Source organism: Acinetobacter sp. AHP123 (genome assembly GCF_023757925.1).
Lineage (GTDB): Bacteria > Pseudomonadota > Gammaproteobacteria > Pseudomonadales > Moraxellaceae > Acinetobacter > Acinetobacter oleivorans.
In genome coordinates, this window is sequence record NZ_CP092454.1 from 3,859,339 (window position 1) to 3,884,465 (window position 25,127).

A 25,127-nucleotide genomic window follows, 5' to 3' on the forward strand; every position below is an offset into this window, starting at 1 on the left:
TAATATAAATAACGAGTTAAGTTTAAAATGAGCTAATCGCTGAATAGCCGATTGGCATAGCAAAAAAAGTTAAAATAAATGCAGCCGTACGTTGTAAATTACGTTGGTTTAACCAAGTTACTTTGTTTGAAATTAATACGGTTCCAAAAGCAATCCATAAAAAAGCAATGGGTGTAATTAATGATAAAAAAACAGCAATATGAATAAAATATACGTGAAACACTTCCCATGCTGCATGTGGAAAAATAGCAGAAGCAAAGAGTAAAGCTTTAGGATTTAAAAGTGTCGCGACAAATAAAGCCTTAGGCGTAATCAGTGGATTGTCTAATTTGATGTCGTTTGTCGATGTTGTCCAAAGTTTAAATGCAAGGTAGAGAATAAAAGTTGCACTTATTAACTTTAATACAGGTGGAAGCCACGGAATAAAATGTGAAACAGACTCAAGTAAAATACCCCATGAAGTAATTGCAATGAGATAACCCATCACTTCAGCAGGAATAAGTTTAAGAGACTGCTTCACTCCTACCTGTATTCCAGCAGAGGCTAACAATGTATTTGTTGGGCCTGGAGTCAACAAAATGGTGACCACAAGTCCAATGAACATAAATGACACCATAGGCAACGAACTCTTTAATTATGCTAGGCGAAATATGTCAAAAAGGTGCATCTATTGTCGACAAAATGGTTGTAACAAGAAATATTAAAACTTAATTATTTATTTTTAAAACAAATGATTAACTAAAACTGACCTTAAATTCACTTACGATTTCATCAATTTTAAATATGCAAAATCGATCACACAAATACAGAATAGTGGGCTATTCTTTCTTGCCTACAAGGAATGAACTTGAAAATTTATTACTCAAAAAAATAAGCTTTTTTTGAATATTCTTGAGCGTATGTAACTCAGTAAATAACAGTTTTCCGCCTCACTTGAAATTTTAAAATTGAACAATATATAAACAACTAGAAATCGTAATTTTACTGAATATGATGTCTCACTCCCCATCAATTCATTGATTGTCGCTTTCATCAAATAAATCAAATGATGGAGGATGCATGATGAATGCTTATGTTCGCCCTCATCCCGATGGTTTTAAATCTTATTTAGGTAAAAATCAGAAAACCGGACTCTATGCTGTGCGGCTTGGTTGGACGGTTTATGAAACAAATGGCAATGGCTCTGTTCTATACATTGTCAAGAATGAAGATAAGATTCCATTGGATGTAGATAAGTTTAAAACTGACCGACCCAAAATTTATGCTGTTCTTCTTAATGAAGTTCAGTTTCAACGTAAGAAACAACTAGCGATTGATCTCCAGCAATCAAATATCCCTTCTTATGACCGTAAAGCCTACAAAAAACGTCGTGGTTTTATAGACTCTTAAACCTATCTATTTATAGTACACATATAGAAAAAGCACCCTCGGGTGCTTTTTCTTTTAACGACCAGTTGTAATTAATACGAACATACTCAGTATTAATGTGCTTAATGATCGTTTGCAATGGATGTGGACTTCATGCTCAGCTCCGTGAGCGTATTGATTAACGTTTTCCATTTCGTGTCCTTCAAAGTTCACATTCCTAATTTGCCTAATATTCACACAATAAGAAATTAGCCAAAAGTATTATATGCAATTAAATTTAACACAATCCTTAAATTTAAAACCCCTATCAATATCAAAAAATACGAGCGTTTTAGCTAAAAGCTGGATGTAACATTCTACTACGAGGTTAATTGTGTATTAGCGATTTGTAGCCCTTTCATCTCAAACAGCCATGCCTTAAAAATGATCTTCTAAAATAGAAAATATAACGATATTCCATTTTTTAATAATAGTCTTCGATAGGAGAACTCTTATGGAAATTCAACAAGAAACAAACTCAGCTTTATTTTGTGACACTTCTACCTCAGTTCAAGCCTGTATCGAATGTATGATTGCTTGTAAAACGTGCGCAGCTGCATGTTTACAAGAGGAACATGTCCATATGATGCGAGAGTGTATTAAGCATTGCATGACATGTGTAGAAACCTGCCAACTGTGTACCTCTTTAGAGTTAAGAAATTCTGAGCTTGCTGAACAAGCCATGCAATTGTGCGCCAATGCCTGTCAACTCTGTGCAGCAGAATGTAGTAAACATGAACATGAGCACTGTCAGATCTGTGCTAAAGCATGTTTGGCTTGTGCTCAAGCGTGTTTGGCCTATCGCGCCTAAATTATTAAACATGTAAAGCCTACGCAATCTTTAGATCGTAGGCTTATTAAAATCTAATAAATAACAGAAAATTATATGTTTTTTATTTAAGTCGAATTAATCGCCACTTTTCTATAGGCATAAAAAAAACCCGCATCTTGGGGAAGAATGCAGGCTCTTAGATCTCCCACAACGACCATGAGTCCATTATTAAACTTGAACTTTAAACCGTTAAGTAAATGTACCTATAAACAAATTAAATTGCAATACAGAATAGTCTGTATGTTTAAAAAATTTTATTATTTCTACATCTTTTTATTTGCTTAAGAACGAATGGTAAAAAATGACGTTATAAAAAACTTTATTTATAGTCTGATCATCCACTAAATAGCTTTTTACAGGCATTAAAAAAGCCCGTTTCACGGGCTTTTCTGCAACGGTGAGCAATCTAAGATTTGTGTCTATCCATCTCTTACATGCTCTTTGCTAGCTATATGTAAGGTCCTATCGTATCTTTTGCCCTGTCCCAAGTTTCCCTGTGGATCGAGGAGATATTACGATTACCTTAGGTACAGTTATAGCACATTATTTATTCATGACTAGTCTTGTTCACGTTTTTTTACAAATGAATAAAATACCATCCAACCTTAATATTTAAGGGTTTTCTACCCCATTTTGATATTGGCGAGCACTATCGCAAATTGGATACCACTTCACTTTTGAAGACACAAAAGCGTGAGAAATGACAGATGTCGATATTTCTTCATTAATAAGCCCTACTCTTAAACGTACCACTGCTGGCTTATCTAAACGCTCACTCCAGATCGGTGAACCACAGGTTTTACAGAACACTCTCTTTTTATTAGGTGATGCAAAATAAGCCTGTAACAGGTTTTCACCCTGCACAATATTTAAGTCATTTTTTTGTACTTGAGTAATGGCAGCGAAAGCAGCACCTTGGGCTTTTTGGCACTGCGTGCAATGACAAACCATGATGGGTTCTAATTCAGCATTAATTTGCAGTTGAATCCCATTACAAAGACAAGAGGCTGTATAAGCCATGATTTTTTCCTTTTTTATTTTAATGAAACTTAGCTTACACCCACACCTTTTTCAATGTGATCTAAAATGGCACAAGAAGCTTGCTGGTTGCCGCAGCAATCATCGGCTGAAGCCTGTAAAATATTGACCATTTCTTGGAGATGCGCAATTTTCTGTTTTAATTCGGCAATGTGTTTGACGGTTAAGGCTTTCACCTCTGCACTCTGCCGATCCGTGTTTTTCCAAAGCGAAATAAGTTCTTTCATCTGTTCTGATGAAAAACCTAACTCTCTGGCATGTTTAAGAAAATTTAAAGTTTTAAGATCTGTTTCTGAATAAATGCGATAGCCAGAAGCAGAACGCTGAGCTGCTTCAAGTAAACCGATTTCTTCATAGTAGCGAATCATTTTCGCCGAAATGCCCGAATGTTTGGATGCCTGACCGATATTCATCTCACACCTCAAATATTAAATTTGGTTTAAGACCTGGTGTCATGATCTTAAACCAAAAGTTGATTTTCAGCACCCTTACTGTACGGGTGCATGAAAACGTTTTAAGCGTAATGCATTGCCTAAAACAAAAACCGAAGAAAGTGCCATCGCGCCTGCTGCAAACATTGGTGAAAGTAATACACCAAATGCTGGATAAAGCGCACCTGCTGCAATTGGAATAAGTGCAACGTTATATACAAATGCCCAGAACAGGTTTTGACGTATGTTTCGAATCGTTGCTTTACTTAATGCAATTGCGTTCGGTACGCCTTTTAAACTACCTGACATCAACACAACATCGGCAGCTTCAATGGCAACATCTGTTCCTGTACCAATGGCTAAGCCGACATCTGCTTGCGCCAAGGCTGGTGCATCGTTAATACCGTCACCTACAAAGGCCAAACGACCATATTGTTTTTGCAGTTGGCGAACTGTGTCGACTTTGCCTTCAGGTAAAACCTCTGCTACAACTTCATCAATATTCAGCTTTTTGGCAATTGCTTGCGCCGTATGACGGTTGTCTCCTGTAATCATGGCAACCTTGAGACCTAATTGATGCAAGGCCTCAATCGCAGCATAGGTTGTTTCTTTAATTGGGTCTGCCACGGCAATAATTGCAGCAAGTTTCTGATCAATAGCGACATAAAGTGGTGTTTTGCCTTCTTCACCTAATTGAGCAGCAATCTTTTGGAATGAGCTAGTGTCTAAACCAAGTTGGTGCATATAACGGTCTGCGCCAATTTGTACTTTTTGGCCTGAAACTTCCGCTTCAATACCTGAACCGGTAATCGAGTTAAATGCTGTCACGGGTAATAAGTTTAAGCCTTCACTTTCTGCTGCTTGAACAATCGCAAGAGCAATTGGATGTTCAGACTTGGCTTCGACCGAAGCAACTAAAGTCAGTACTTGTTCACGTTCAAAACCTGATTGCACATTAAAGTCTGTCAGTGTCGGTTTACCCTCGGTAAGTGTGCCCGTTTTATCAACTGCAACCACTTGTGCTTCTTGTAAAAGCTGCAAAGCTTCACCTTTACGGAACAAAACACCTAACTCAGCACCACGTCCAGTACCGACCATAATAGAAGTTGGTGTTGCAAGTCCCATCGCACAAGGACACGCAATAATCAGTACCGCAACAGCATTCACCAAACCAAAAGTCAACGCAGGTTCTGGCCCAAAAATAAACCAGACCAAGAAAGTAATCGTCGCAATTAGCATGACAGCCGGTACAAACCACATAGTGACTTTATCAACTAAACCCTGAATCGGAAGTTTAGAACCTTGGGCTTGTTCAACCATGCGAATAATTTGTGAAAGTACAGAAGAAGAACCAACAGCGGTTGCCCGAATGTTTAGAGTACCGTTTTGATTGACCGTACCACCGACCACCTGATGGCCTACTATTTTTTCAACAGGAACAGGCTCACCCGTAATCATAGATTCATCAATATAGCTGTGCCCTTCGACTACTTCCCCATCGACTGGCACACGTTCACCCGGGCGAATTTCTACAATAGTTCCACTGACTACTTCGGCAACAGCAACTTCTACCACTTGACCGTCACGCTGAATACGAGCTGTTTTGGGCTGCATTCCAACTAAATGTTGAATTGCTTGTGAAGTACGCCCTTTAGCTTTTGCTTCAAAATATCGCCCAAGCAAAATTAAACTGACAATAACGGCAGCCGCTTCAAAATAAACATTTACCGTGTCTTGTGGTAGTACCTGCGGCATAAAGGTTGCCACGACTGAAAAACTGTAGGCGGCTAAGGTTCCAACAGCCACCAGCGAGTGCATATCTGGCGCTAAACGCCATAAGGCTGGAATACCTTTTTGGTAAAAACGGCGACCAGGAAAAATGAGTACTAAGGTTGTTAGAACAAATTGTAAAAGCCAGCTATTGTATTGACCAATGGTGTGCATGACCCACATGTGAAAAGCGGGAATGAGATGTGAACCCATTTCCAAAATAAACACAGGTAAGGCCAATACAACCGAAATGATCAAATCTTTTTTAAGCTGATCTAACTCTGACGCTTTTTTGTCGAGCTGCTCATCTTGATTTTTTTCAGATGCTTTCGCGTCGTAACCTGCTTTTTTTACAGCGCGAATTAAGTCTTCGACATTGACTGAATTATCTGCCTGTACCCAAGCCTGCTCTGTTGCTAAGTTGACGGTAGCTTCTTGAACGCCGTCTACTTTTTTAAGGGCTTTTTCAACACGTGCAACACAAGATGCACAGGTCATGCCCTCAATAGACAACTCTACTGGTGCGGCTTTTGGAACATCATAACCTGCTCGTTCAACTGCTTTAACCAAGGCTTCACGGTGGATCGGTTGATTTGAATAAACAACGGCTTTTTCTGTTGCCAAATTAACGTTGACAATCTCTACATTTTCAACTTTCTTAAGTGCTTTTTCGACACGACCTACACACGAGGCACAGGTCATGCCTTCGATTGGAAGTGTTTCACTATATGCTGGCAATTTTGTGTTTTTTGAGTCCATCAAACACCTCTGCAAATCTGCAAAATTTAATAATCTGTATTGAGCATACAGATTCCCATCATGGGAAGGTCAAGCATATTTTTTTTAAAAATTTGGTCTTGACCTTACAATCATGACAAGGTTTAGACTCAGTGTTATCCAAACAAATATCTCATTCTTGATGGAGTATGAACATGAAACTACTTATTGAAAATATGACTTGTGGTGGCTGCGCTCGTGGCGTGACTGCGACGATTCAAGATATCGACCCAAATGCAAAAGTAGATGTAGATTTAGCGACAAAAATCGTGACTGTTGAAAGCAGTGAAAGCGTCGATAAAATTACTGAAGCACTTGAAGAAGATGGTTTCCCAGCTCAAGTGCAATAATGAATAAGGCCTAACATTTAAAGTTAGGCCTTTATTTTTGAGCTTGTTGATATTGACTCAAAGCTGAAATTTTTTAATTCGATAATCCAGTGCTGCCCGAGTTAGTCCCAATAAGCGTGCCGCTTCTGACACATTATGATTTGCCTTTTTTAAAGCCGTTAAAATTAACTGCTTCTCGTGTTCTTCTAAATTAAACTCTGGTTGTAATAATTTTTCAAAGTCAGTTTCAACAGCTACAGCCTGTTCTGGGTCATGCTTAATCTGTGGGAAAATGGCATTCAACTTAATCAGTTGCTGATCGTCCGTTAATAAAACCGCCCTTTCTAATAAATTTTCCAACTCACGAATATTGCCCGGCCATTCATATTGCTGCATAAAAACTTTGGTCTTTTCACTTACACCCTGAATGGTTTTACCGTACATTTTTTCAAAGCGATGAAGAAAGTGTTCAACCAGTAAAGGAATATCTTCACGGCGCTCCCGCAAAGGCGGAATCTGAACTGGAAAAATATTTAAGCGATAATACAAATCTGCCCGAAATCGTCCTGTTTTCACAGCTTGTTCAAGGTCTTCATTGGTTGCTGTAATTACACGGACATCTAAAATACGAGTTTGTGAGTCTCCAACTCGCTCAAATTCACCTTCTTGCAAAATGCGTAATAGTGCTGCTTGTGCACGAGGAGAAAGCTCAATCACTTCGTCTAAAAAAATAGTACCGCCATTAGCTCGTTCAAACTTACCCAAGCGAGATTGATGCGCTCCTGTATAGGCACCTTTTTCTACGCCGAATAATTCAGACTCAATTAACTCTGGTGGAATCGCTGCACAATTCACCGCGATAAAAGGTTGGTCTTTTCTTTGGCTATTTTCATGGACACCTCGTGCAAAAGCCTCTTTACCAACGCCGGTTTCGCCTTGTAGCAAAATAGAAACTTTCGAACCTGCTGCTTTTGTTAATAATGCACAGACCTGTTTATAAGATGCTGACTTACCCACAGAACTAAATAATTGGTAATCGGCTTCACTGTCGCTATAAATTGATTTTTTTAATTCAAAAAGTTCAGCCTGTAACGCAATCAGTTCTTTTTCCATAGGTTCGGGTGACATAAACTGAATCAGCTCATCAGCATTTTCCCACTCTTCTAAAGGCTTACCAATAATACGGCAATGCTCATCACCGCAGGCCTTACACTCTATTTCTTGATAAATAATGGTCATGCCCGTCGCAAAACTACTGTAGCCGCATGCATAACCCAGAAGCATCCAGCATGCAGGTTCATCACTTGGGCCAAAATGCTCTAAATGCACATCAGCTTCAAAAGAGTTAAGCCAATTTAAATCGGCATAAAACTGTTTTTTATCGTGGCTTAAATTGAGCTGGTTGGCCTGTACTTGCACCATTCCACGAATGGCGTGCATTTGTGGGCCTGCCATAAAAGCATCGTGTTCATTTAAATCGGGACGCATTTTTGTTGTAACTTCTGCATCTTTTAACCCAGCTTGATACCCCAATCGAATAAAAAAACGCTTAGTTCGTTCAAGTCCAATCATGTGCGCTAAATCTTTACGCAAATATCCCATAATGCTGGTGTGTAAAAGTAGCATCCGATATTCATCAAACCAGATTTGACCGTGGGCAGTATCAAAGTTCAGTTTAGATAGCAAATCGTGAATTTCTTGCGGATGATCTGCGTATCGTCCCGTTTTATCGTATTTTACTCGAGCCATGAGTGATCTGTTTTAATCCATTAAACACATTTGGGTTTTATCTCATCTTATCGAAGAACAAGATAAATGTCCTAGTACCTTAAAGACATAACTTCATACTAAAAAAGTATTTCTAAATCTCTCCTTTTAATGCCCCAAACAATCTAAAAAGAAATTTTTACGACCCTCTTCATCAAATCATGAATATCTCTATTTCACCATTCAAAAAAATTCATGAAATGGTGAATTTTAAAAATGCTGCACTTTCAATAAAAATACTAAGCAATTGTTTTTAATTATAAAAATAAAGTTGGCATAGCTTTTGTAAAGCTTATAGCGAGAGCAAGGAGCATTCATCAATTTCAAGACCATGTCTTGATGGAGTACAGCATGACGCAACCTCAAGTCGAAGCATTAACCAAATATATTCGGGTCACTGGTGACTTAAACGCAGAGTTTATCGAATTCGATTTTGCCATTCACGACCCAAGTCTATTTGTGGAACTGGTTTTACCTAAACATGCATTTAATGATTTTTGTAAGACCAATCAAGTGGTTGAAATGACCCAAGAGCAGCAAGCTTTTAATGATGCTCAGGAAGAAAAATGGCGCTATGGCACTGAAGCAACCTTAGTCGGCACGCAACGTAATAGCAACGATCACGATGATCTGATGTAAAAAATATAAGGAGATAAAGCCATGACTTTAGAAATCAAAACGTCAAATGTCGAACCTATCCGCCAGAACTACGCCTATATCGAAAGACGATTTGGTAGTAAGCCAGCAACCCGATATCAAGAAGTCAGTTTTGATGTACAGGCAGAAACTAACTTTCACTATCGTCCTTTGTGGAAACCTGAAAAAACCTTAAATGATAAAACCCATACTGCCCTGCAAATGCAAGATTGGTATGCATTTAAAGATCCACGTCAATTCTATTATGGAACTTATGTTCAACACCGTGCGCGTTTACAAGACACCGCCGAAAGTAATTTTGCTTTTTTTGAAAAACGTCAGCTTGCAGAACATTTGTCTGATGAAGTCAAAGCTAAGGTCATTGAATGCCTATTGCCATTTCGCCACGTTGAACAAACTGCAAACTTACACATGATGTCTGGCAGTGCCTATGGTTATGGCACGGTACTTACCCAAGCTTGTATTTATGCCGCGATGGATCATTTAGGAATTGCGCAGTACATCTCACGTATTGGTCTAGCTTTGGATGGTAATAGCGGCGACTCACTACAGCAGGCAAAACAGGCTTGGATGCAACATCCTGCATGGCAAGGCTTACGCCGTCTGTGTGAAGAAAGCCTCACCGAGCAAGACTACTTCAAACTTTTCTTATTACAAAATCTTGTGATTGACGGTTTTGTGACAGAGCTTGTCTATCAACAGTTTGATCAGTGGTTAGTCACTCAAAATGCTCGTGACTTAGCCATGCTGACTGAGTTTATGAAAGACACTTTAGGTGATTTACGTAAGTGGTCAGACACCGTCATTAAAACTGCCGCAGCAGAGTCCGATCATAACAAACAGCTATTAAATGAATGGTTCACTCAGTCTTTAGCTCAAGTAAAAGCAGCTTTTACGCCGTGGGCAACAGCAGCCTTAACAGCAGAGGCAATTGATCAAGCAGAACAAGTTATGATTGATCGCGCAAAAAAACTCGGTCTACAACCAGAACTGGCAAAAGCTTAAGGAGAAGCAACATGTCTAAAGTCTATCTCGCATTACAAGACAACGATACTTCACGCTACATCCTCGAAGCGATTGAAGAAGATAACCCTGAAGCTTCAATTCAGTATTTACCCGCTATGATTCGCATTGAAAGTGAAACTGATTTGGTGATTAAAGCTGAAACCGTATCTGAAAAGCTAGGCCAAGATTGGGACATCCAATCGTTACAACTCAACATGATTACGCTGGGCGGCAATGTCGAAGAAGATGACGATACTTTCCGCCTTCACTGGAATTAATCACAACATAGACGTTGTTTAACAAAAATTTAAGGATGATCAATCATGACAACTCAAACGAAAGAAACCAGCAAAAAGTTAAATGCTAAAGATCGTTACCGCGCATTAACCCGTGATCTGGACTGGGACTTTTCCTATGCTGACCGTAAAGACGCGTTCCCTTATGAAGAGTTTGAAGGCATCAAAATTACGGACTGGTCTAAATGGGAAGATCCTTTCCGTTTAACCATGGATGCTTACTGGAAATATCAGGCAGAAAAAGAGAAAAAACTTTATGCGATTTTTGATGCTTTTGCTCAAAACAATGGTCAGATGAATGTCAGCAATGAACGCTACTTAAATGCGATCAAACTCTTTTTAACAGCGGTGACCCCACTTGAATATCAAGCTTATCAAGGTTATGCACATGTAGGCCGCCAGTTTAGTGGAATTGGAGCACGTATTGCTTCTCAGATGCAGTCGATTGATGAGCTGCGTCATGTACAAACTCAAATTCATGCCATGAGCCATTACAACAAGTTCTTTGATGGTTTTCAGGACTGGGCACACATGCATGACCGCGTTTGGTATTTGTCTGTGCCTAAATCATTTTTTGAAGACGCCCGTTCTGCTGGCCCTTTCGAATTTTTATTAGCCATTAGTTTTGCTTTTGAATATGTACTTACCAACTTGCTATTTGTGCCGTTTATGTCGGGTGCAGCTTATAACGGCGATATGGCAACCGTGACCTTTGGTTTTAGTGCACAGTCAGATGAAGCGCGCCACATGACACTCGGTCTTGAAATCGTAAAATTCTTGCTCGAACAACATGAAGACAACGTACCGATTGTGCAGGAATGGATTGATAAATGGTTCTGGCGTGGAACTCGTTTGCTTTCAATTGTGGGCATGATGATGGATTACATGCTGCCAAACAAAGTGATGTCGTGGAAAGAAGCTTGGGAAGTTTATTTTGAACAGGCAGGCGGTGCGCTATTTAAAGATTTGAGCCGTTATGGCATTCGTATGCCGAAATATAGCGATGTCATTGTGAAAGAAAAAGAGCATGTCTCACATCAGGCATGGTGGATTTTCTATAACTTTGGTCATGCTGCTGGTTTCCATACATGGATTCCAACCGACGAAGAAATGGATTGGTTATCGGCTAAATATCCAGACACTTTTGATAAATATTACCGACCAAAATGGGAGTTGGCTCGCAAAATGGAAGCCGAAGGTAAACGCTTCTATAGCGCAGGTTTACCACAGCTTTGTCAGGTTTGTCAGATTCCAATGACTTTTACCGAAATGGGCGATGATCCGACTCAGTTTAGTTATCGCCATAGCATCTACCAAGGCGAACGCTACCACACCTGTTCAGATGGCTGTCATGACATTTTCGAGCGTGAGCCTGAGAAATATATACAAGCATGGTTACCTGTAAATCAAATTTTGCAAGGCAACTGTGGTGGCGGTGACCTCGAAACCATGCTCCGCGATTATTACCGTATGAATGTGGGTGCCGACAATCTAGATATTGAAGGTTCACCAGACCAACAGCGCTGGAAAAAATGGAAAGGCAACGCAGCTTAAGCACAAGGAATTGTTCAGGCAGTCATCAAGCTGCCTGATCGGAAATAAGGAGATTGAACATGACTGTTCGCGCGATACACAACAACTATCAATTTGAACCACTTGATCTGCAAAAAAATTATGGCGATCAATTCTTACTTTACGTGGGTTGGGATCATCACACCCTTTTTTGCTCGGCACATGCCATGCTTGCCTCACCTCAACAAACTTTTGAACAGTTGATTGAGCAACAAATTACAGGTGGTTTTGCCCAACATCCAGATTTTGCCAAAATTGATTGGTCAAAAGTGCAATACACATTAGATGGTCAAACAATCGAACCAGAGAATACAAAAAGCTTGGCAGAGCTTGGTTTTGGTCATAAGTCATTACTTCGTTTCGTTACGCCAGAGTTAAATGGCTATAACGACAGCTACGTTTAACTCGGAGGTGTGTCATGAGTTATCAAGTCACCATTGAACCGATCGGAACAACGATTGAAGTAGAAGAAGACCAAACAATTTTAGATGCCGCTTTACGCCAAGGCGTTTGGTTACCCTTTGCCTGTGGTCATGGCACTTGTGGGACATGTAAGGTTCAAGTCACCGATGGTTTTTACGATGTTGGTGAAGCTTCACCATTTGCGCTCATGGATATTGAACGTGATGAAAATAAGGTGCTTGCCTGCTGCTGCAAACCACAGTCCGACATGGTCATTGAAGCCGATGTCGATGAAGACCCAGATTTCTTAGGTCATTTGGTTCAAGACTATCAAGCGACCGTCATTGAAATAAAAGACCTATCGCCAACCATTAAAGGAATCCGACTACAACTAGATCGCCCAATCGAGTTCCAAGCTGGCCAATATATCAATGTCCAGTTCCCAGATATTGAAGGAACTCGTGCGTTTTCAATTGCCAATTCACCAAATGAAGTGGGCATTGTTGAGTTGCATATTCGTAAAGTTGAAGGCGGTGCCGCGACGACTTATGTACATGAACAACTTGCCACAGGTGATCAGCTCGATATTTCAGGCCCTTATGGTCAATTTTTTGTACGTAAGTCAGATGATCAAAATGCCATTTTCATTGCAGGTGGTTCAGGTCTTTCAAGTCCACAATCGATGATTTTAGATTTACTTGAGTCTGGAGATAGTCGCACCATTTACCTCTTCCAAGGAGCACGAGACTTGGCAGAGCTGTACAACCGAGAATTGTTTGAACAACTCGTAAAAGACTATCCAAACTTCCGCTATATCCCTGCCCTGAATGCACCAAAACCAGAAGACCAATGGACTGGATTTACCGGATTTGTGCACGAGGCTGTTGCCGATTACTTTGAAAATCGATGTGGTGGACACAAAGCGTATTTGTGCGGCCCACCAATCATGATCGACTCTGCAATTTCAACACTCATGCAAAGTCGCTTATTCGAACGGGACATTCACACTGAACGTTTCTTAAGTGCAGCCGATGGTGCTGCTGGACAGTCACGTTCGGCTTTATTCAAACATATTTAAAGATAAACCGTTAAGCACACCACTTTTTCAAATGAGCTTTGTATTTGTAATTTAGAAAGTAAATACAAGGCTCACAGGAGTTCTGCATTCAAAATTTACAGGTTAAACAGACTTAAGTTTTTAAAGACCGTTAAGGAATAACGTTTTTTTAGTGACAAGCCAAACAACACAGAATAGGACATTCTATGAATAACAAAATTGCTGCAATCATATGTGGTGTAATCAGCAGCCTTTACCTTCCCTCTGCATTTGCGACAGAAAATGGCTCAGACTCTTTTGCATTAGGTGCCGAAGGTATGATGGCGGGTGCCTTACCACCTGCTGGGGTCTATCTACTCAGTTATTATCAAAATTACCACGCATCAGATTTTCAAAATGGTCCCGACCAGTTCCATGTTGATGTCAACGCTGTGGTTCCGCGGTTGGTCTGGATGACCGATCAAAAAATTATGGATGGACAACTCGGGTTTTATGCAGCCCAGCCATTGGTTGATCTACGCCTTAAAGTAAATGGAATGGCTGACTCAAACCAAGGTCTCGGAGACTTGATTTTGGGTGGTATGCTCGGCTGGCATCAAGGAAATCATCACTGGATTGCAGCCCTCGAAACGGTACTTGGGACAGGTGAATACGACACTCCAAGTACGACACATCCAGTTGAAGCCAATCTCGGGAAAAACTATCACACCATTCGACCGATTATTGCCTATAGTTATGCCAACGCGGCAGGCTTAGATCTTTCTACGAAACTGTCTTATAGCTGGAATACACGTAACGACGCAACCGACTATAAGTCTGGACAATACATTGCGGGTGACTATAGCTTAGGTTACCGCATTAACCCCAAACTCAAAGTTGCAGTTGAAGGCTATGCTTTTAAACAAACTACAGATGACAACGTAAACGGAAGTGACATTGGGCTTAAAGGACAAGCTTTTGCAATTGGCCCAGGCATTCAATATGCCGATAAAAACTGGTCTATTGAAGCTAAATTTTTAAAAGAAACCGAAGTCGAATATCGTCCCGAAGGACATACCAGCTGGCTAAAATTGATTTGGGCTTTCTAAAACACATCAACGCATAGCTTCAGCTTTTGAGGCTATGCCCTGCTTTATTTAAAAGTCGATACCGTCTGAATCATCTATTGGATTTTGGTCGAGCGTGAAAACGGTGCGTTTATATGGAATACCTTCAAGATCATAAACCTGATAAATACAATCAAATAAAAGCTGTAAGTCTTCACTTCGGTCCATTGCACGAGCAGTAATAAAAATCGGACTGACTGCGCCGTTATCTAAAATCGGAATATAGTTTAAGTGTGGGAATCGAATGGTATCGGCACTGGCAGGAATAATACACAAACCTTCACCCGCTGCCACTAAGCCCAAAGCCAGTTGAATTTCCCGTATCTCATGCATATTTTTTGGAACCAAACTATGCTCGGCAAAAATGTTCAAAAGCTGGGTCGAAAAATTCGGTTTCGGAGAAGTGGGATACATAAACATCTTTTCATCAATGAGATCGGCCAGATATACCCCTTCGGTACGCTGAGCGATGGGATGACTCGTATGTGCAGCAACCACCAAACGTTCTTTACGTAGCAAAATACGTCTCACCGCAGGATCACTAATTCTTAGACGTCCAAATCCAACATCAATACGCCCTTCTTTTAATGCCTGTAGTTGCTCAGTCGTACTTAACTCCATCAATTGAATATTCAAATGAGGTTGTTGTTGCCGAAATAAATAAATGATTCGAGGCAGTAAACCATAGAGTAAAGATCCGACAAAACCAATCGTCACACTGCGTTCAATCAGACCAATACGTTTGGTCATACTTTTTATTTCTTCAGCATTCGACAAAAGTTTAAGGGCATGCTGATAAAAGAAATGTCCGGCTGGGGTTGTCTGTAAAGGACGGCTTCCGCGCTCAAACAGTTGAATTCCAAGCTCACTTTCCAAATTTTGAATCTGTCGACTCAAAGGTGGTTGAGCAATAAATAGTTTTTCTGCGGCTTTTGTAAAGCTCTGCTCTTCAACAACAGCCACAAAATACCGTAAATGTCTTAGTTCCATAAGGCTTCCATACCTTTAAGATATAAAAAAATGCAAATTCAGTCTTAGACACAGTTTAACCATTCTTTTAAGGTATATACAAGCAACAAACCGATGAAGTGATGAATTGCTTTGTGAAAAAGCCTTCTTGCCAATCTTCCAGTGATTCATCTTCATCAATTCACGGTTAAACACCCAGCGCTCTCATGCGCTTCATTGACAATATTAGGATATCAAGACCTTGTAGATCGTAGCTAAGGCCTTGGTGACTTCCACACTTTTGGAAAGTCGGAGAACGGACATGCCACGTATTCCTGTAATCAATACTAGCCATCTTGACCGTATTGATGAATTACTTGTAGATAATATCGATACAGGTGAATTTAAACTTCATCGCTCAGTGTTTACTGACGAAGCCCTATTTGACCTCGAAATGAAATATATCTTCGAAGGTAATTGGGTTTACTTAGCGCACGAAAGCCAAATTCCGAATAATAATGACTACTACACCACTCACATTGGTCGTCAGCCGGTCATTATTGCCCGCAACCGTAACGGCGAACTCAATGCCATGATCAATGCGTGTTCACACCGCGGAGCACAACTTTGCCGTCACAAGCGTGGTAACAAAGCAACATATACCTGCCCTTTCCACGGCTGGACGTTTAACAACTCAGGTAAATTACTCAAGGTTAAAGATCCAAGCGAAGCTGGTTACTCGGACTGCTTTAACCAAGAAGGCTCACACGACCTTAAAAAAGTGGCTCGTTTTGAGAGCTACAAAGGTTTCTTATTTGGTAGCTTAAATCCCGATGTTCCTTCACTTGAAGAATTCTTGGGTGAAACCACCAAAATCATCGACATGATTGTTGATCAGTCTGAACATGGCCTTGAAGTTTTACGTGGTTCATCTACCTATACCTACGAAGGCAACTGGAAACTCACCGCTGAAAATGGTGCCGATGGTTACCACGTTTCTGCTGTTCACTGGAACTACGCAGCAACAACGCAACACCGCAAAGAAACACAAGCTGCCGATAACATCCGTGCGATGAGTGCAGGTTCTTGGGGTAAACAAGGCGGTGGCTCGTATGGCTTTGAAAATGGTCACATGTTGCTTTGGACACAATGGGCAAACCCAGAAGACCGTCCAAACTTCCCGAAAGCAGACGAATACACCGAAAAATACGGTGAAGCGATGTCGAAATGGATGATTGAGCGTTCACGTAACTTGTGTCTCTATCCAAACGTTTATTTGATGGATCAGTTCGGTTCGCAAATTCGTGTACTTCGCCCACTTTCTGTCAATAGAACCGAAGTCACCATTTACTGTATCGCACCTAAAGGCGAAGCACCCGAAGCTCGCGCACGTCGTATCCGTCAATATGAAGATTTCTTTAATGCTTCAGGCATGGCAACACCAGACGATTTAGAAGAATTCCGTGCTTGTCAGGCAGGCTACGCAGGTATTGCCCTTGAGTGGAATGACATGTGCCGCGGTTCAAAACACTGGATTTATGGACCAGACGATGCAGCGAATGAAATCGGTTTAAAACCAATGTTAAGTGGGATTAAAACTGAAGATGAAGGCTTATATCTTGCCCAACATCAATATTGGTTACACACCATGAAACACGCGATTGCATCAGAGAAAGAAATTGCTGATCAGGGAGAAACAGCATGAGTGCTCAAGACAAAGCAACTTTAGAAAATATTGCTCAGTTTCTCTATCGTGAAGCTCGCTTTTTAGATGATGAACAATGGGAAGATTGGATTGAATGCTATGCACCCGAAGCTTCTTTCTGGATGCCAGCTTGGGACGACGACGATAGATTGACTGAAGATCCGCAATCTGAAATTTCACTTATTTATTATCCAGACCGTCAAGGTTTAGAAGATCGCGTGTTCCGTATTAAAACCGAGCGCTCATCTGCAACCATGCCAGACACACGCACAAGTCACAATATTGCCAACGTTGAAGTCGTAGAGCGCGATGGCGACAAAGTTACTGTGCGCTTTAACTGGAATACCTTGAGTTTCCGTTACAAGACAAATTACAGCTATTTCGGTATGTCACGTTATGTGATCGATTTTTCAGGTGATCAACCAAAGATCTTGAGCAAGTATGTCGTTTTGAAAAATGACTACATCAATCAAGTCATTGATATCTACCACCTTTAAGACATACCCCCCTCAGTTAAACGGACTGTTGGCTGAGGGTAAAAGTTTCAAATATTTTGTAGGATACATGCCATGTCAAACCACAATATCGCACTTCAATTTGAAGATGGTGTTACACGTTTCATTAACGTAGCTCAAGGCGAAACCCTATCTGACGCAGCCTATCGCCAAAAAATTAATATTCCTTTGGATTGCCGTGACGGTGCATGTGGAACTTGCCGCGCATTTTGCGAATCCGGCAGTTATGACATGCCAGAAGAAACCTATATTGAAGATGCACTAACCCCAGAAGAAGCTGAGCAAGGCTATATTCTTGCTTGCCAATGTCGCCCAACTTCAGATGCGGTATTCCAGATTCAAGCATCATCAGATGTTTGCAAAACTGCAATTCATAGCTTCCAAGGCACCCTAGCCCGCGTTGAAAACTTGTCAGACTCAACCATCACATTTGATATTCAACTTGATGAAGGTCAACCGGATATTCATTTTCTTGCAGGTCAGTATGTGAATGTTGCTATTCCTGAAACTAGTGAAACACGTTCATATTCATTTAGCTCAAAACCGGGCAATCGTTTAACAGGCTTTGTGGTCCGTAACGTACCGAATGGCAAAATGAGTGAATTCTTGAGCAAAAATGCCCAAGCTGGCGACAAAATGACATTTACCGGCCCATTCGGTAGCTTCTATTTACGTAATGTAGCACGTCCAGTGCTGATGCTGGCAGGCGGTACTGGCATTGCCCCATTTATGTCGATGTTACAAGTGCTTGAAGAAAAAGGTTCAGAACAGCCAGTTCGTTTAGTCTTTGGTGTAACCAATGACTTTGATTTGGTGGCTCTAGAAAAACTCAATGAATTGCAGGCAAAATTCCCTTGGTTTGAATATCGAACTGTAGTTGCAAGCCCTGAGAGCAACCATGAACGCAAAGGCTATGTCACTGGTCATATTGAAAGTGAATGGTTAAACGGTGGTGACGTCGATGTTTATCTATGTGGGCCCGTTCCAATGGTAGAGGCTGTACGTGGCTGGTTAGAAACTGAAAATATCAAACCTGCTAGTTTCTTGTTTGAAAAATTCTCTGCAAACTAACTCAAGGTGGAGAAGTTATCTATGTCAAACCGTCAAAGATTTACCGATAAAGTGGTGATTGTCACAGGTAGTGCCCAAGGTATTGGCCGTGGCGTAGCACTACAAGTTGCAGCTGAAGGCGGCCAAGTCATCATGGCTGACCGCTCTGAATATGTTGAAGAAGTTCTCAAAGAAATTCAGAGTGCAGGCGGTGATGCTGTCACGATTAATGCTGACCTTGAAACATATGCAGGTGCACAAGCAGTTTTTGCAAAAGCCATTGAACACTATGGTCGGGTAGATATCCTGATTAATAATGTAGGTGGCGCGATCTGGATGAAACCTTTTGAAGAGTTTTCTGAAGAAGAGATCATTAAGGAAGTGAATCGCTCGTTGTTTCCAACGTTATGGTGTTGCCGCGCTGTGTTGCCCACAATGATTAAGCAACAGTCGGGTGTGATTGTAAATGTATCTTCAATTGCAACCCGTGGTATTAACCGTATTCCCTACTCAGCATCTAAAGGTGGTGTAAATGCTTTAACAGCATCGCTTGCTTTTGAACATGCTAAAGATGGAATTCGAGTCAATGCCGTTGCGACGGGTGGAACCGAAGCCCCGCCTCGCAAAGTACCACGAAATGCCAATCCGTTAAGTCAAAATGAAAAAGACTGGATGCAGCAAGTGGTTGATCAAACCATAGATCGAACATTTATGGGCCGTTATGGCACAATTCAAGAACAAGTCAATGCAATTTTATTTCTTGCATCAGACGAAGCATCATATATGACTGGCTCGGTTATTTCAGTCGGAGGTGGAGATCAGGGTTAACCCTGATCTTTTTGCATGATTGGGTAAATAACATGATTTGCATGGAGGCAATCACACATGGCAACCCTGTTCAAGACATTAAAAAATGACTGGTCCATATCAGCAACAGTTGCTGGCTTTCTTGCGGTTTTAATTTCTTACTCAGGCCCACTGATTATTTTTTTCCAAGCTGCTCAGCGTGCCCATGTTTCCACCGACATGATGGTGTCATGGATTTGGGGAATCTCAATTGGTGCCGCCGTTTCAGGTATTTATCTTTCAATTAAATATAAAACGCCTGTCATAACTGCATGGTCTGCACCGGGTACTGCCCTGTTAGTTACCCTATTTCCCAATGTCTCGTTGAATGAAGCGGTAGCCGCCTATATTACTTCCGCTATCGTTATTTTTTTAATTGGTATTACAGGTTACTTCGACAAGTTACTGAAGTGGATTCCCCAAGATGTTGCTGCGGGCATGATGGCAGGTATTCTTTTTCAATTTGGTATTGGTCTGTTTACCGCGTCTGATAGCATGCCTTTTATTGTTTTTAGCATGCTTATTGTCTTTTTAATTGCCAAACGTTTAATGCCGCGCTACACCATGATTTGGGTGTTAGCTGCCGGAGTTTTATTAAGCCTCTTTTTAGGCAAAATGAATCCGGTTGATGTGAGTTTTAGTTTAGCTATTCCACAGTGGATTAGCCCAGAATGGACATGGAACTCAACACTGAATCTCGCTGTTCCTCTCATTTTAGTCAGCCTAACCGGCCAATTTTTACCGGGTATGGCGATTATGAAACTCAGCGGTTACGACACCCCAGCCAAACCCATTATTACTGTCACTAGTATTGCCTCTTTAGCTGTTGCCTGTGTCGGCGGTATTACCATTGTACTTGCCTCAATTACCGCAGCTTTATGTATGGGTAAAGATGCACATGAATTGAAAGAAAAACGTTACATCGCAGGAATCGCCAACGGAATTTTTTATATTTTAGGAGGCCTATTTGCTGGCAGTATTGTCATGTTATTTAGTTTACTTCCTAAAGAGTTGGTGGCAGCACTGGCAGGTTTAGCCCTACTTGGAGCGATTGCCACCAATATTTCTGTTGCTATGAAAAATGATAGTCAACGCGATGCTGCACTTATTACCTTTTTAGCTACCGCATCAGGCATGCATTTCCTTGGATTAAGCTCAGTTTTTTGGGGTATTTGTATTGGTGTAATCGCCCATTTCATTCTTACACCACGCTCAACGCCAGCCACAAATTAATTTTTTAAATACTCCCCAACTAAAATAAAACCCCAATCGCCAAATCAGGATGCAAATAATTTGCTAATTCTGATTTAGCGATTTTTTATTGAATATAGATTAAATTTCATTTTTAAGATGAATCTCTAAAATAATTAAATAATAGACTTTAGTATTTTGTTTTTATATTTTCACTTCAACTCATAATATAAATTTAACAATATTTTTAGCTGTGATTATTACCAACAAAATCTCTAAAAAAACATCTATAAAATACTTAAAATTCTCATCATACAATATTTAACCCCATTTTAAAGACACAACACAGCCAGCTAGAACAATAAAAATAAATATATATTTTTCAAATAATTAAACTAATAAAAGCACAATACCTTAAAGACATAAAGATATATCAATTAGGTTTTTGACTCTAATTCAATAACAAAATAGTTTATTAAAAAATAACGCGATGCTTCACAAATTGGAGGTGAAGAAAATGGATATGAGTAAGGTAAATATTAATGAGTTAATTGATAAGGCCAGTTTTACATCTTTTCATTGGAAAGTTTTAATCTGGTGCTTACTTATTATTATTTTTGATGGATATGATTTAGTTATTTATGGGGTTGCTCTTCCTCTGTTAATGCAGCAATGGTCATTAACTGCGGTAGAAGCTGGTTTACTCGCCAGTGCTGCTCTATTCGGGATGATGTTCGGTGCCATGATTTTCGGCACACTTTCAGACAAACTGGGACGTAAAAAAACCATCCTGATTTGTGTCACCTTATTTAGTGGATTTACCTTTATTGGTGCCTTTGCCAAAGGACCAACTGAGTTTGCTATTTTGCGCTTTATTGCAGGCCTTGGTATTGGTGGCGTTATGCCAAACGTCGTTGCGCTTATGACCGAATACGCACCAAAAAAAATCCGCAGTACATTGGTCGCAATCATGTTTAGTGGCTATGCAATTGGCGGTATGACATCTGCTCTACTCGGTGCATGGCTCGTGAAAGACATGGGCTGGCAAATCATGTTTTTAATTGCAGGTATTCCCCTATTATTGCTCCCACTCATTTGGAAATTTTTACCTGAATCTCTCACCTTTTTAGTGAAATCAAACCATAGCGAGCAGGCAAAAAGTATTGTTTGTAAAATTGCGCCAGAAACGCAGGTAAACGCCAATACACAACTGGTATTAAACGAAAGCACAACCACAGATGCACCTGTCCGTGCGCTTTTCCAACAAGGCCGTACCTTCAGCACATTTATGTTCTGGATTGCTTTCTTTATGTGCTTACTCATGGTGTATGCCTTAGGAAGCTGGTTACCTAAACTTATGCTTCAAGCTGGCTACTCATTAGGTGCGAGCATGTTATTCCTGTTTGCACTCAATATTGGCGGCATGGTCGGTGCAATTGGCGGCGGTGCTTTAGCGGACAGATTCCATTTAAAACCTGTTATTACAATCATGTTTATTGTGGGATCAGCAGCTTTAATTCTGCTTGGTATTAATAGCCCACAATTTATTTTATATAGCCTGATTGCGATTGCTGGTGCTGCCACAATTGGCTCACAAATCTTACTCTACACCTTCGTTGCACAGTTCTATCCGACAGCACTTCGTTCAACTGGCATGGGCTGGGCATCTGGCATTGGTCGTATCGGTGCGATTATTGGACCAGTTTTAACAGGAGCCCTTCTCACACTTGAGCTTCCTCACCAAATGAATTTCTTAGCGATTGCAATTCCGGGTGTGATTGCTGCACTTGCAATATTTATGGTCAATCTAAAAGCCTCTGTTGCTGCACAAACGCCATCAACTTTTAACCCTCAAAACACGCTTACCCAGCAGTAAATATAAATGCGCCGAGGACTGGCGCATCTTTTTGGAAATGGATTATGGAATTATTACACCACTTTAAGCCACGTGCTTTAACTTTCGCGACCTTAGTGTTGATGTGTGGCAATTCATTCGCTGCAAATCCAAATCAGCAGCCCGAAGATGAATGGAAATTCACGCTAAAAAATGCCTATATCAACCGTAATTTTGATAATGATGCACTCAAAGATACGGGTAGCTGGTCTCAGGCAGCCTCATTATTTTATAAATCGAAAATGCATGACACCCCACTGCAAATTGCAGACAAACCAATCACGATTGGGGCTGATGCTTCTGTTCAATACGCCGTTCGCTTGAGTTCAGACAAACACGTTGCTGACACGGTTTTGCCTTTTAATAAAGAAACTCAGTCACAAGCATCCGACTTCTTAAAATACGGCGCCACTTTAAAATTAGGCTATGACAAAACCCTTTTAAGTGTCGGTGAACTCTGGTTAGACCTGCCTGTAACGGCTGTGGATGCAAGCCGACAATTACTTGCTTCATATTGGGGAACCAATCTTAAGTCGCAACTTTCAGATCAGCTTTATGCAGAAATTGGCCGAGTTGAAAAAGTCTCTCCACGAAATGAAGAAGATTTTAAAAAGTTTTCGTTCACTTCAAATGGAATCACTAAAGAATCTGATGGTTTAAATTATATTGACCTGCGCTATCAATTTACGCCGTCTTTAAAGGGCGAATATTATTTTGGTAATTTAGAAGACCTCTACAATAAACACTATGTAGGGCTTGAGCATAATTGGAAACAACCTAATTTCGCTCTTACGTCTAAGTTTAAATATTTCAATGCAAAAGATGACGGCAATACTTTTGATATTGATGCGCAAAACATTGGGGTGTTAGAAACACTTAAAGTAAAAAATCATACCTTTGGTTTGGGCTACCAACAGATTATGGGTGAGTCAGCTTATCCATTACCAGATGGTTTCTTACCAGAGACGTATTTCATTAACTGGAATGCAACAGGTTTCTTTAAAGAAGATGAAAAGTCCTATCATGTGATGTACGGCTATGACTTTAAAGATTATGTTCCGGGTTTAAATGCGATGGTGAAATATGTTTACGGCCATGACTTTAAAGCAGCCAATGGTGAGAAAAACCATGAAACCGAGTCGAATGTGATTTTAAACTATGCGTTTCAACAGCCATTCTTAAAAGGCGTTGCCCTGCAATACATTCGAATTGATTACAACGTAAAACATGGCAATGACTTTGGTGAAGACCGCTTGTTTGTAAACTACACTAAAAAGTTTTAATAACTTTTAATTCAATCATAAGCGGGCTAGTTTTGGCCCGCTTTTATATTATTTCGCTCATAAAAAAACGCTCTTACGAGCGTTTTTTAATTAATCTTGTAGCTTAAGCAACATGCTTTTGTACAACAATCGAACCTACTGAATAACCGGCGCCGAAAGATGAAATTACACCATATTCGCCATTATCTACTTCATGGCCTGTACGGTGTAAAGCAATAATAACGCCTGCTGAAGAGGTATTAGCAAACTCATCTAGAATAATTGGGGCACGGCTTAGATCAGCCTCTTTACCAGCCACATATTTCAAGATTAGTTCATTCATGTTGGCATTGGCTTGGTGTAACCAGAAACGCTTAATATCGTTTGCAGTTAACTGCATTTTTTCCAACTGCGCATTAATGATTTTTGCCACTAACGGACAAACATCTTTAAAGACTTTGCGACCATCTTGACGGAATAACTTGTCGTCAACCACTGCATCTTCGCTACGGTTTAAGAAACCGAAGTTATTGCGAATGTTGTTTGAAAATTGAGTAAATAAATGAATATCTAAAATTTCAAAACCAGTCTTAGTAGTGGTTTCTTCAATAATAGAAGCTGTAGCAACATCACCAAAAATGAAGTGACAATCACGGTTACGGTAGTCTAGGTGACCCGATGTAATCTCAACGTTCACCAATAAAACACGGCGAGCACCCGAACGAATTGCATCAGCTGCTTGTTTCAAACCAAAAGTGGCAGCTGAACATGCAACGTTCATGTCGTAGGCATAACCTTGAATACCAAGTGCTGACTGGATTTCAATTGCAACTGCCGGATAAGCACGCTGCATGTTTGAACATGCCAAAATCACAACATCGATATCTTCAGCAGTTACGCCCGCATTTTCCATTGCCTGTTTCGCAGCAATCACGCCCCACTCTGCTTGAAGTGAAAGTTCATCATTTGAACGTTCAGACAAACGAGGACGCAAACGATTTGGATCGAGGATACCTGATTTCTCAATCACGTAACGACGCTTAATACCAGACGCTTTTTCAATAAATTCAGCACTAGAACCACGTAATTCTTCGAGTTCACCTGCTGCAATTTTCTCTGCATTCTCTTGGTTATATTGTTCCACATAAGCATTTAAACTGTCGGCCAGTTCTTCATTAGAAATGATTTCTGTTGGGTGAAATAACCCAGTACCTGTGATACGAATGCCCATGTAAAACTCCTAAAAAAATGAATAGGGTCTGTTAATCTT

General features: G+C 40.5%; 24 protein-coding genes and 1 pseudogene. 17 read left to right on the top strand and 8 right to left on the bottom strand.

Annotation, left to right across the window (positions count from 1 at the left end; genetic code table 11):
• Positions 1-22 precede the first annotated feature (22 nt).
• Positions 23-616 (bottom strand): LysE family translocator, encoded by a 594-nt coding sequence (locus MJX77_RS18365; protein WP_252060098.1) that lies wholly within the window; start codon positions 614-616, stop codon positions 23-25.
• Between the two features lie 443 nt (positions 617-1,059).
• On the opposite strand from MJX77_RS18365, the gene MJX77_RS18370 reads away from it, so the two are divergent.
• Both MJX77_RS18370 and MJX77_RS18375 read left to right on the top strand, forming a co-directional pair.
• Complete coding sequence (locus tag MJX77_RS18370; protein ID WP_252060099.1) at positions 1,060-1,389, top strand: hypothetical protein; 330 nt, start codon at positions 1,060-1,062, stop codon at positions 1,387-1,389.
• A gap of 472 nt (positions 1,390-1,861) precedes the next feature.
• Positions 1,862-2,218, top strand: coding sequence for a four-helix bundle copper-binding protein (locus tag MJX77_RS18375; RefSeq protein WP_005303648.1), 357 nt, complete (start codon positions 1,862-1,864; stop codon positions 2,216-2,218).
• Between the two features lie 633 nt (positions 2,219-2,851).
• Here MJX77_RS18375 and MJX77_RS18380 read toward each other — a convergent pair.
• The 3 genes from MJX77_RS18380 to MJX77_RS18390 all read right to left on the bottom strand — a co-directional run bounded on the left by MJX77_RS18380 (position 2,852) and on the right by MJX77_RS18390 (position 6,237).
• Positions 2,852-3,259, bottom strand: coding sequence for a GFA family protein (locus MJX77_RS18380; RefSeq protein WP_252060100.1), 408 nt, complete (start codon positions 3,257-3,259; stop codon positions 2,852-2,854).
• A 29-nt stretch (positions 3,260-3,288) separates the two neighbouring features.
• Entirely contained in the window at positions 3,289-3,690 is a 402-nt protein-coding gene (gene cueR / locus MJX77_RS18385; protein ID WP_004642046.1) for a Cu(I)-responsive transcriptional regulator, read from the bottom strand.
• Between the two features lie 75 nt (positions 3,691-3,765).
• On the bottom strand, positions 3,766-6,237 hold the full coding sequence (locus tag MJX77_RS18390; RefSeq protein ID WP_252060101.1) for a heavy metal translocating P-type ATPase: 2,472 nt from the start codon (positions 6,235-6,237) through the stop codon (positions 3,766-3,768).
• A gap of 167 nt (positions 6,238-6,404) precedes the next feature.
• Here MJX77_RS18390 and MJX77_RS18395 point away from each other — a divergent pair, with 167 nt between their 5' ends.
• The gene (locus MJX77_RS18395) at positions 6,405-6,605 is read left to right on the top strand and encodes a heavy-metal-associated domain-containing protein (RefSeq protein WP_077162564.1); all 201 of its coding nucleotides are present in this window, start codon (positions 6,405-6,407) and stop codon (positions 6,603-6,605) included.
• A gap of 57 nt (positions 6,606-6,662) precedes the next feature.
• Here the strand turns inward: MJX77_RS18395 and mobR are convergent, their stop codons facing one another.
• Positions 6,663-8,333: a phenol degradation transcriptional regulator MobR gene (mobR, locus tag MJX77_RS18400; protein WP_252060102.1), complete on the bottom strand. Its 1,671-nt coding sequence runs from the start codon at positions 8,331-8,333 to the stop codon at positions 6,663-6,665.
• Positions 8,334-8,702: 369 nt separating this feature from the next.
• On the opposite strand from mobR, the gene MJX77_RS18410 reads away from it, so the two are divergent.
• From MJX77_RS18410 to MJX77_RS18440, 7 genes are all read left to right on the top strand, one after another.
• Positions 8,703-8,990: a phenol hydroxylase subunit gene (locus MJX77_RS18410; RefSeq protein WP_077168217.1), complete on the top strand. Its 288-nt coding sequence runs from the start codon at positions 8,703-8,705 to the stop codon at positions 8,988-8,990.
• Positions 8,991-9,011: 21 nt separating this feature from the next.
• Positions 9,012-10,013 carry an aromatic/alkene monooxygenase hydroxylase subunit beta gene (locus tag MJX77_RS18415; RefSeq protein WP_252060103.1) on the top strand — a complete coding sequence of 334 codons (1,002 nt, stop codon included), beginning with the start codon at positions 9,012-9,014 and terminating at the stop codon, positions 10,011-10,013.
• A gap of 11 nt (positions 10,014-10,024) precedes the next feature.
• Positions 10,025-10,291: an MmoB/DmpM family protein gene (locus MJX77_RS18420; RefSeq protein WP_000049450.1), complete on the top strand. Its 267-nt coding sequence runs from the start codon at positions 10,025-10,027 to the stop codon at positions 10,289-10,291.
• A 45-nt stretch (positions 10,292-10,336) separates the two neighbouring features.
• The gene (locus MJX77_RS18425; RefSeq protein WP_000211828.1) at positions 10,337-11,863 is read left to right on the top strand and encodes an aromatic/alkene/methane monooxygenase hydroxylase/oxygenase subunit alpha; all 1,527 of its coding nucleotides are present in this window, start codon (positions 10,337-10,339) and stop codon (positions 11,861-11,863) included.
• Between the two features lie 59 nt (positions 11,864-11,922).
• Positions 11,923-12,285 carry a phenol hydroxylase subunit P4 gene (locus MJX77_RS18430; protein WP_031966456.1) on the top strand — a complete coding sequence of 121 codons (363 nt, stop codon included), beginning with the start codon at positions 11,923-11,925 and terminating at the stop codon, positions 12,283-12,285.
• A 14-nt stretch (positions 12,286-12,299) separates the two neighbouring features.
• On the top strand, positions 12,300-13,361 hold the full coding sequence (locus MJX77_RS18435; RefSeq protein WP_252060104.1) for an NADH:ubiquinone reductase (Na(+)-transporting) subunit F: 1,062 nt from the start codon (positions 12,300-12,302) through the stop codon (positions 13,359-13,361).
• 185 nt (positions 13,362-13,546) lie between these two features.
• On the top strand, positions 13,547-14,428 hold the full coding sequence (locus tag MJX77_RS18440) for a SphA family protein (protein WP_252060105.1): 882 nt from the start codon (positions 13,547-13,549) through the stop codon (positions 14,426-14,428).
• 48 nt (positions 14,429-14,476) lie between these two features.
• Here MJX77_RS18440 and MJX77_RS18445 read toward each other — a convergent pair whose 3' ends face one another.
• Positions 14,477-15,436: a LysR family transcriptional regulator gene (locus tag MJX77_RS18445; RefSeq protein WP_004702719.1), complete on the bottom strand. Its 960-nt coding sequence runs from the start codon at positions 15,434-15,436 to the stop codon at positions 14,477-14,479.
• A 44-nt stretch (positions 15,437-15,480) separates the two neighbouring features.
• Positions 15,481-15,610: pseudogene (locus MJX77_RS18450) on the bottom strand (hypothetical protein).
• A gap of 106 nt (positions 15,611-15,716) precedes the next feature.
• On the opposite strand from MJX77_RS18450, the gene benA reads away from it, so the two are divergent.
• From benA to MJX77_RS18485, 7 genes are all read left to right on the top strand, one after another.
• A complete protein-coding gene (gene benA / locus MJX77_RS18455; RefSeq protein WP_004793610.1) occupies positions 15,717-17,099 on the top strand; it encodes a benzoate 1,2-dioxygenase large subunit in 1,383 nt (460 codons plus the stop codon).
• Positions 17,096-17,596 carry a benzoate 1,2-dioxygenase small subunit gene (benB, locus tag MJX77_RS18460; RefSeq protein ID WP_004702723.1) on the top strand — a complete coding sequence of 167 codons (501 nt, stop codon included), beginning with the start codon at positions 17,096-17,098 and terminating at the stop codon, positions 17,594-17,596. The genes benA and benB overlap by 4 nt, the downstream gene beginning before the upstream one ends.
• A 72-nt stretch (positions 17,597-17,668) precedes the next feature.
• Positions 17,669-18,685, top strand: a complete 1,017-nt coding sequence (gene benC / locus MJX77_RS18465) for a benzoate 1,2-dioxygenase electron transfer component BenC (protein ID WP_252060107.1) — start codon at positions 17,669-17,671, stop codon at positions 18,683-18,685.
• Positions 18,686-18,706: 21 nt separating this feature from the next.
• Positions 18,707-19,492 carry a 1,6-dihydroxycyclohexa-2,4-diene-1-carboxylate dehydrogenase gene (locus MJX77_RS18470; protein ID WP_252060108.1) on the top strand — a complete coding sequence of 262 codons (786 nt, stop codon included), beginning with the start codon at positions 18,707-18,709 and terminating at the stop codon, positions 19,490-19,492.
• A 57-nt stretch (positions 19,493-19,549) separates the two neighbouring features.
• Positions 19,550-20,743 (top strand): benzoate/H(+) symporter BenE, encoded by a 1,194-nt coding sequence (gene benE / locus MJX77_RS18475; RefSeq protein ID WP_077168210.1) that lies wholly within the window; start codon positions 19,550-19,552, stop codon positions 20,741-20,743.
• Positions 20,744-21,218: 475 nt separating this feature from the next.
• Positions 21,219-22,577, top strand: a complete 1,359-nt coding sequence (locus MJX77_RS18480) for an aromatic acid/H+ symport family MFS transporter (protein WP_198307166.1) — start codon at positions 21,219-21,221, stop codon at positions 22,575-22,577.
• A gap of 44 nt (positions 22,578-22,621) precedes the next feature.
• Complete coding sequence (locus MJX77_RS18485) at positions 22,622-23,878, top strand: OprD family outer membrane porin (protein WP_252060110.1); 1,257 nt, start codon at positions 22,622-22,624, stop codon at positions 23,876-23,878.
• Between the two features lie 103 nt (positions 23,879-23,981).
• Here MJX77_RS18485 and MJX77_RS18490 read toward each other — a convergent pair whose 3' ends face one another.
• On the bottom strand, positions 23,982-25,088 hold the full coding sequence (locus tag MJX77_RS18490) for a beta-ketoacyl-ACP synthase III (RefSeq protein ID WP_013198471.1): 1,107 nt from the start codon (positions 25,086-25,088) through the stop codon (positions 23,982-23,984).
• Between the last annotated feature and the right edge of the window lie 39 nt (positions 25,089-25,127).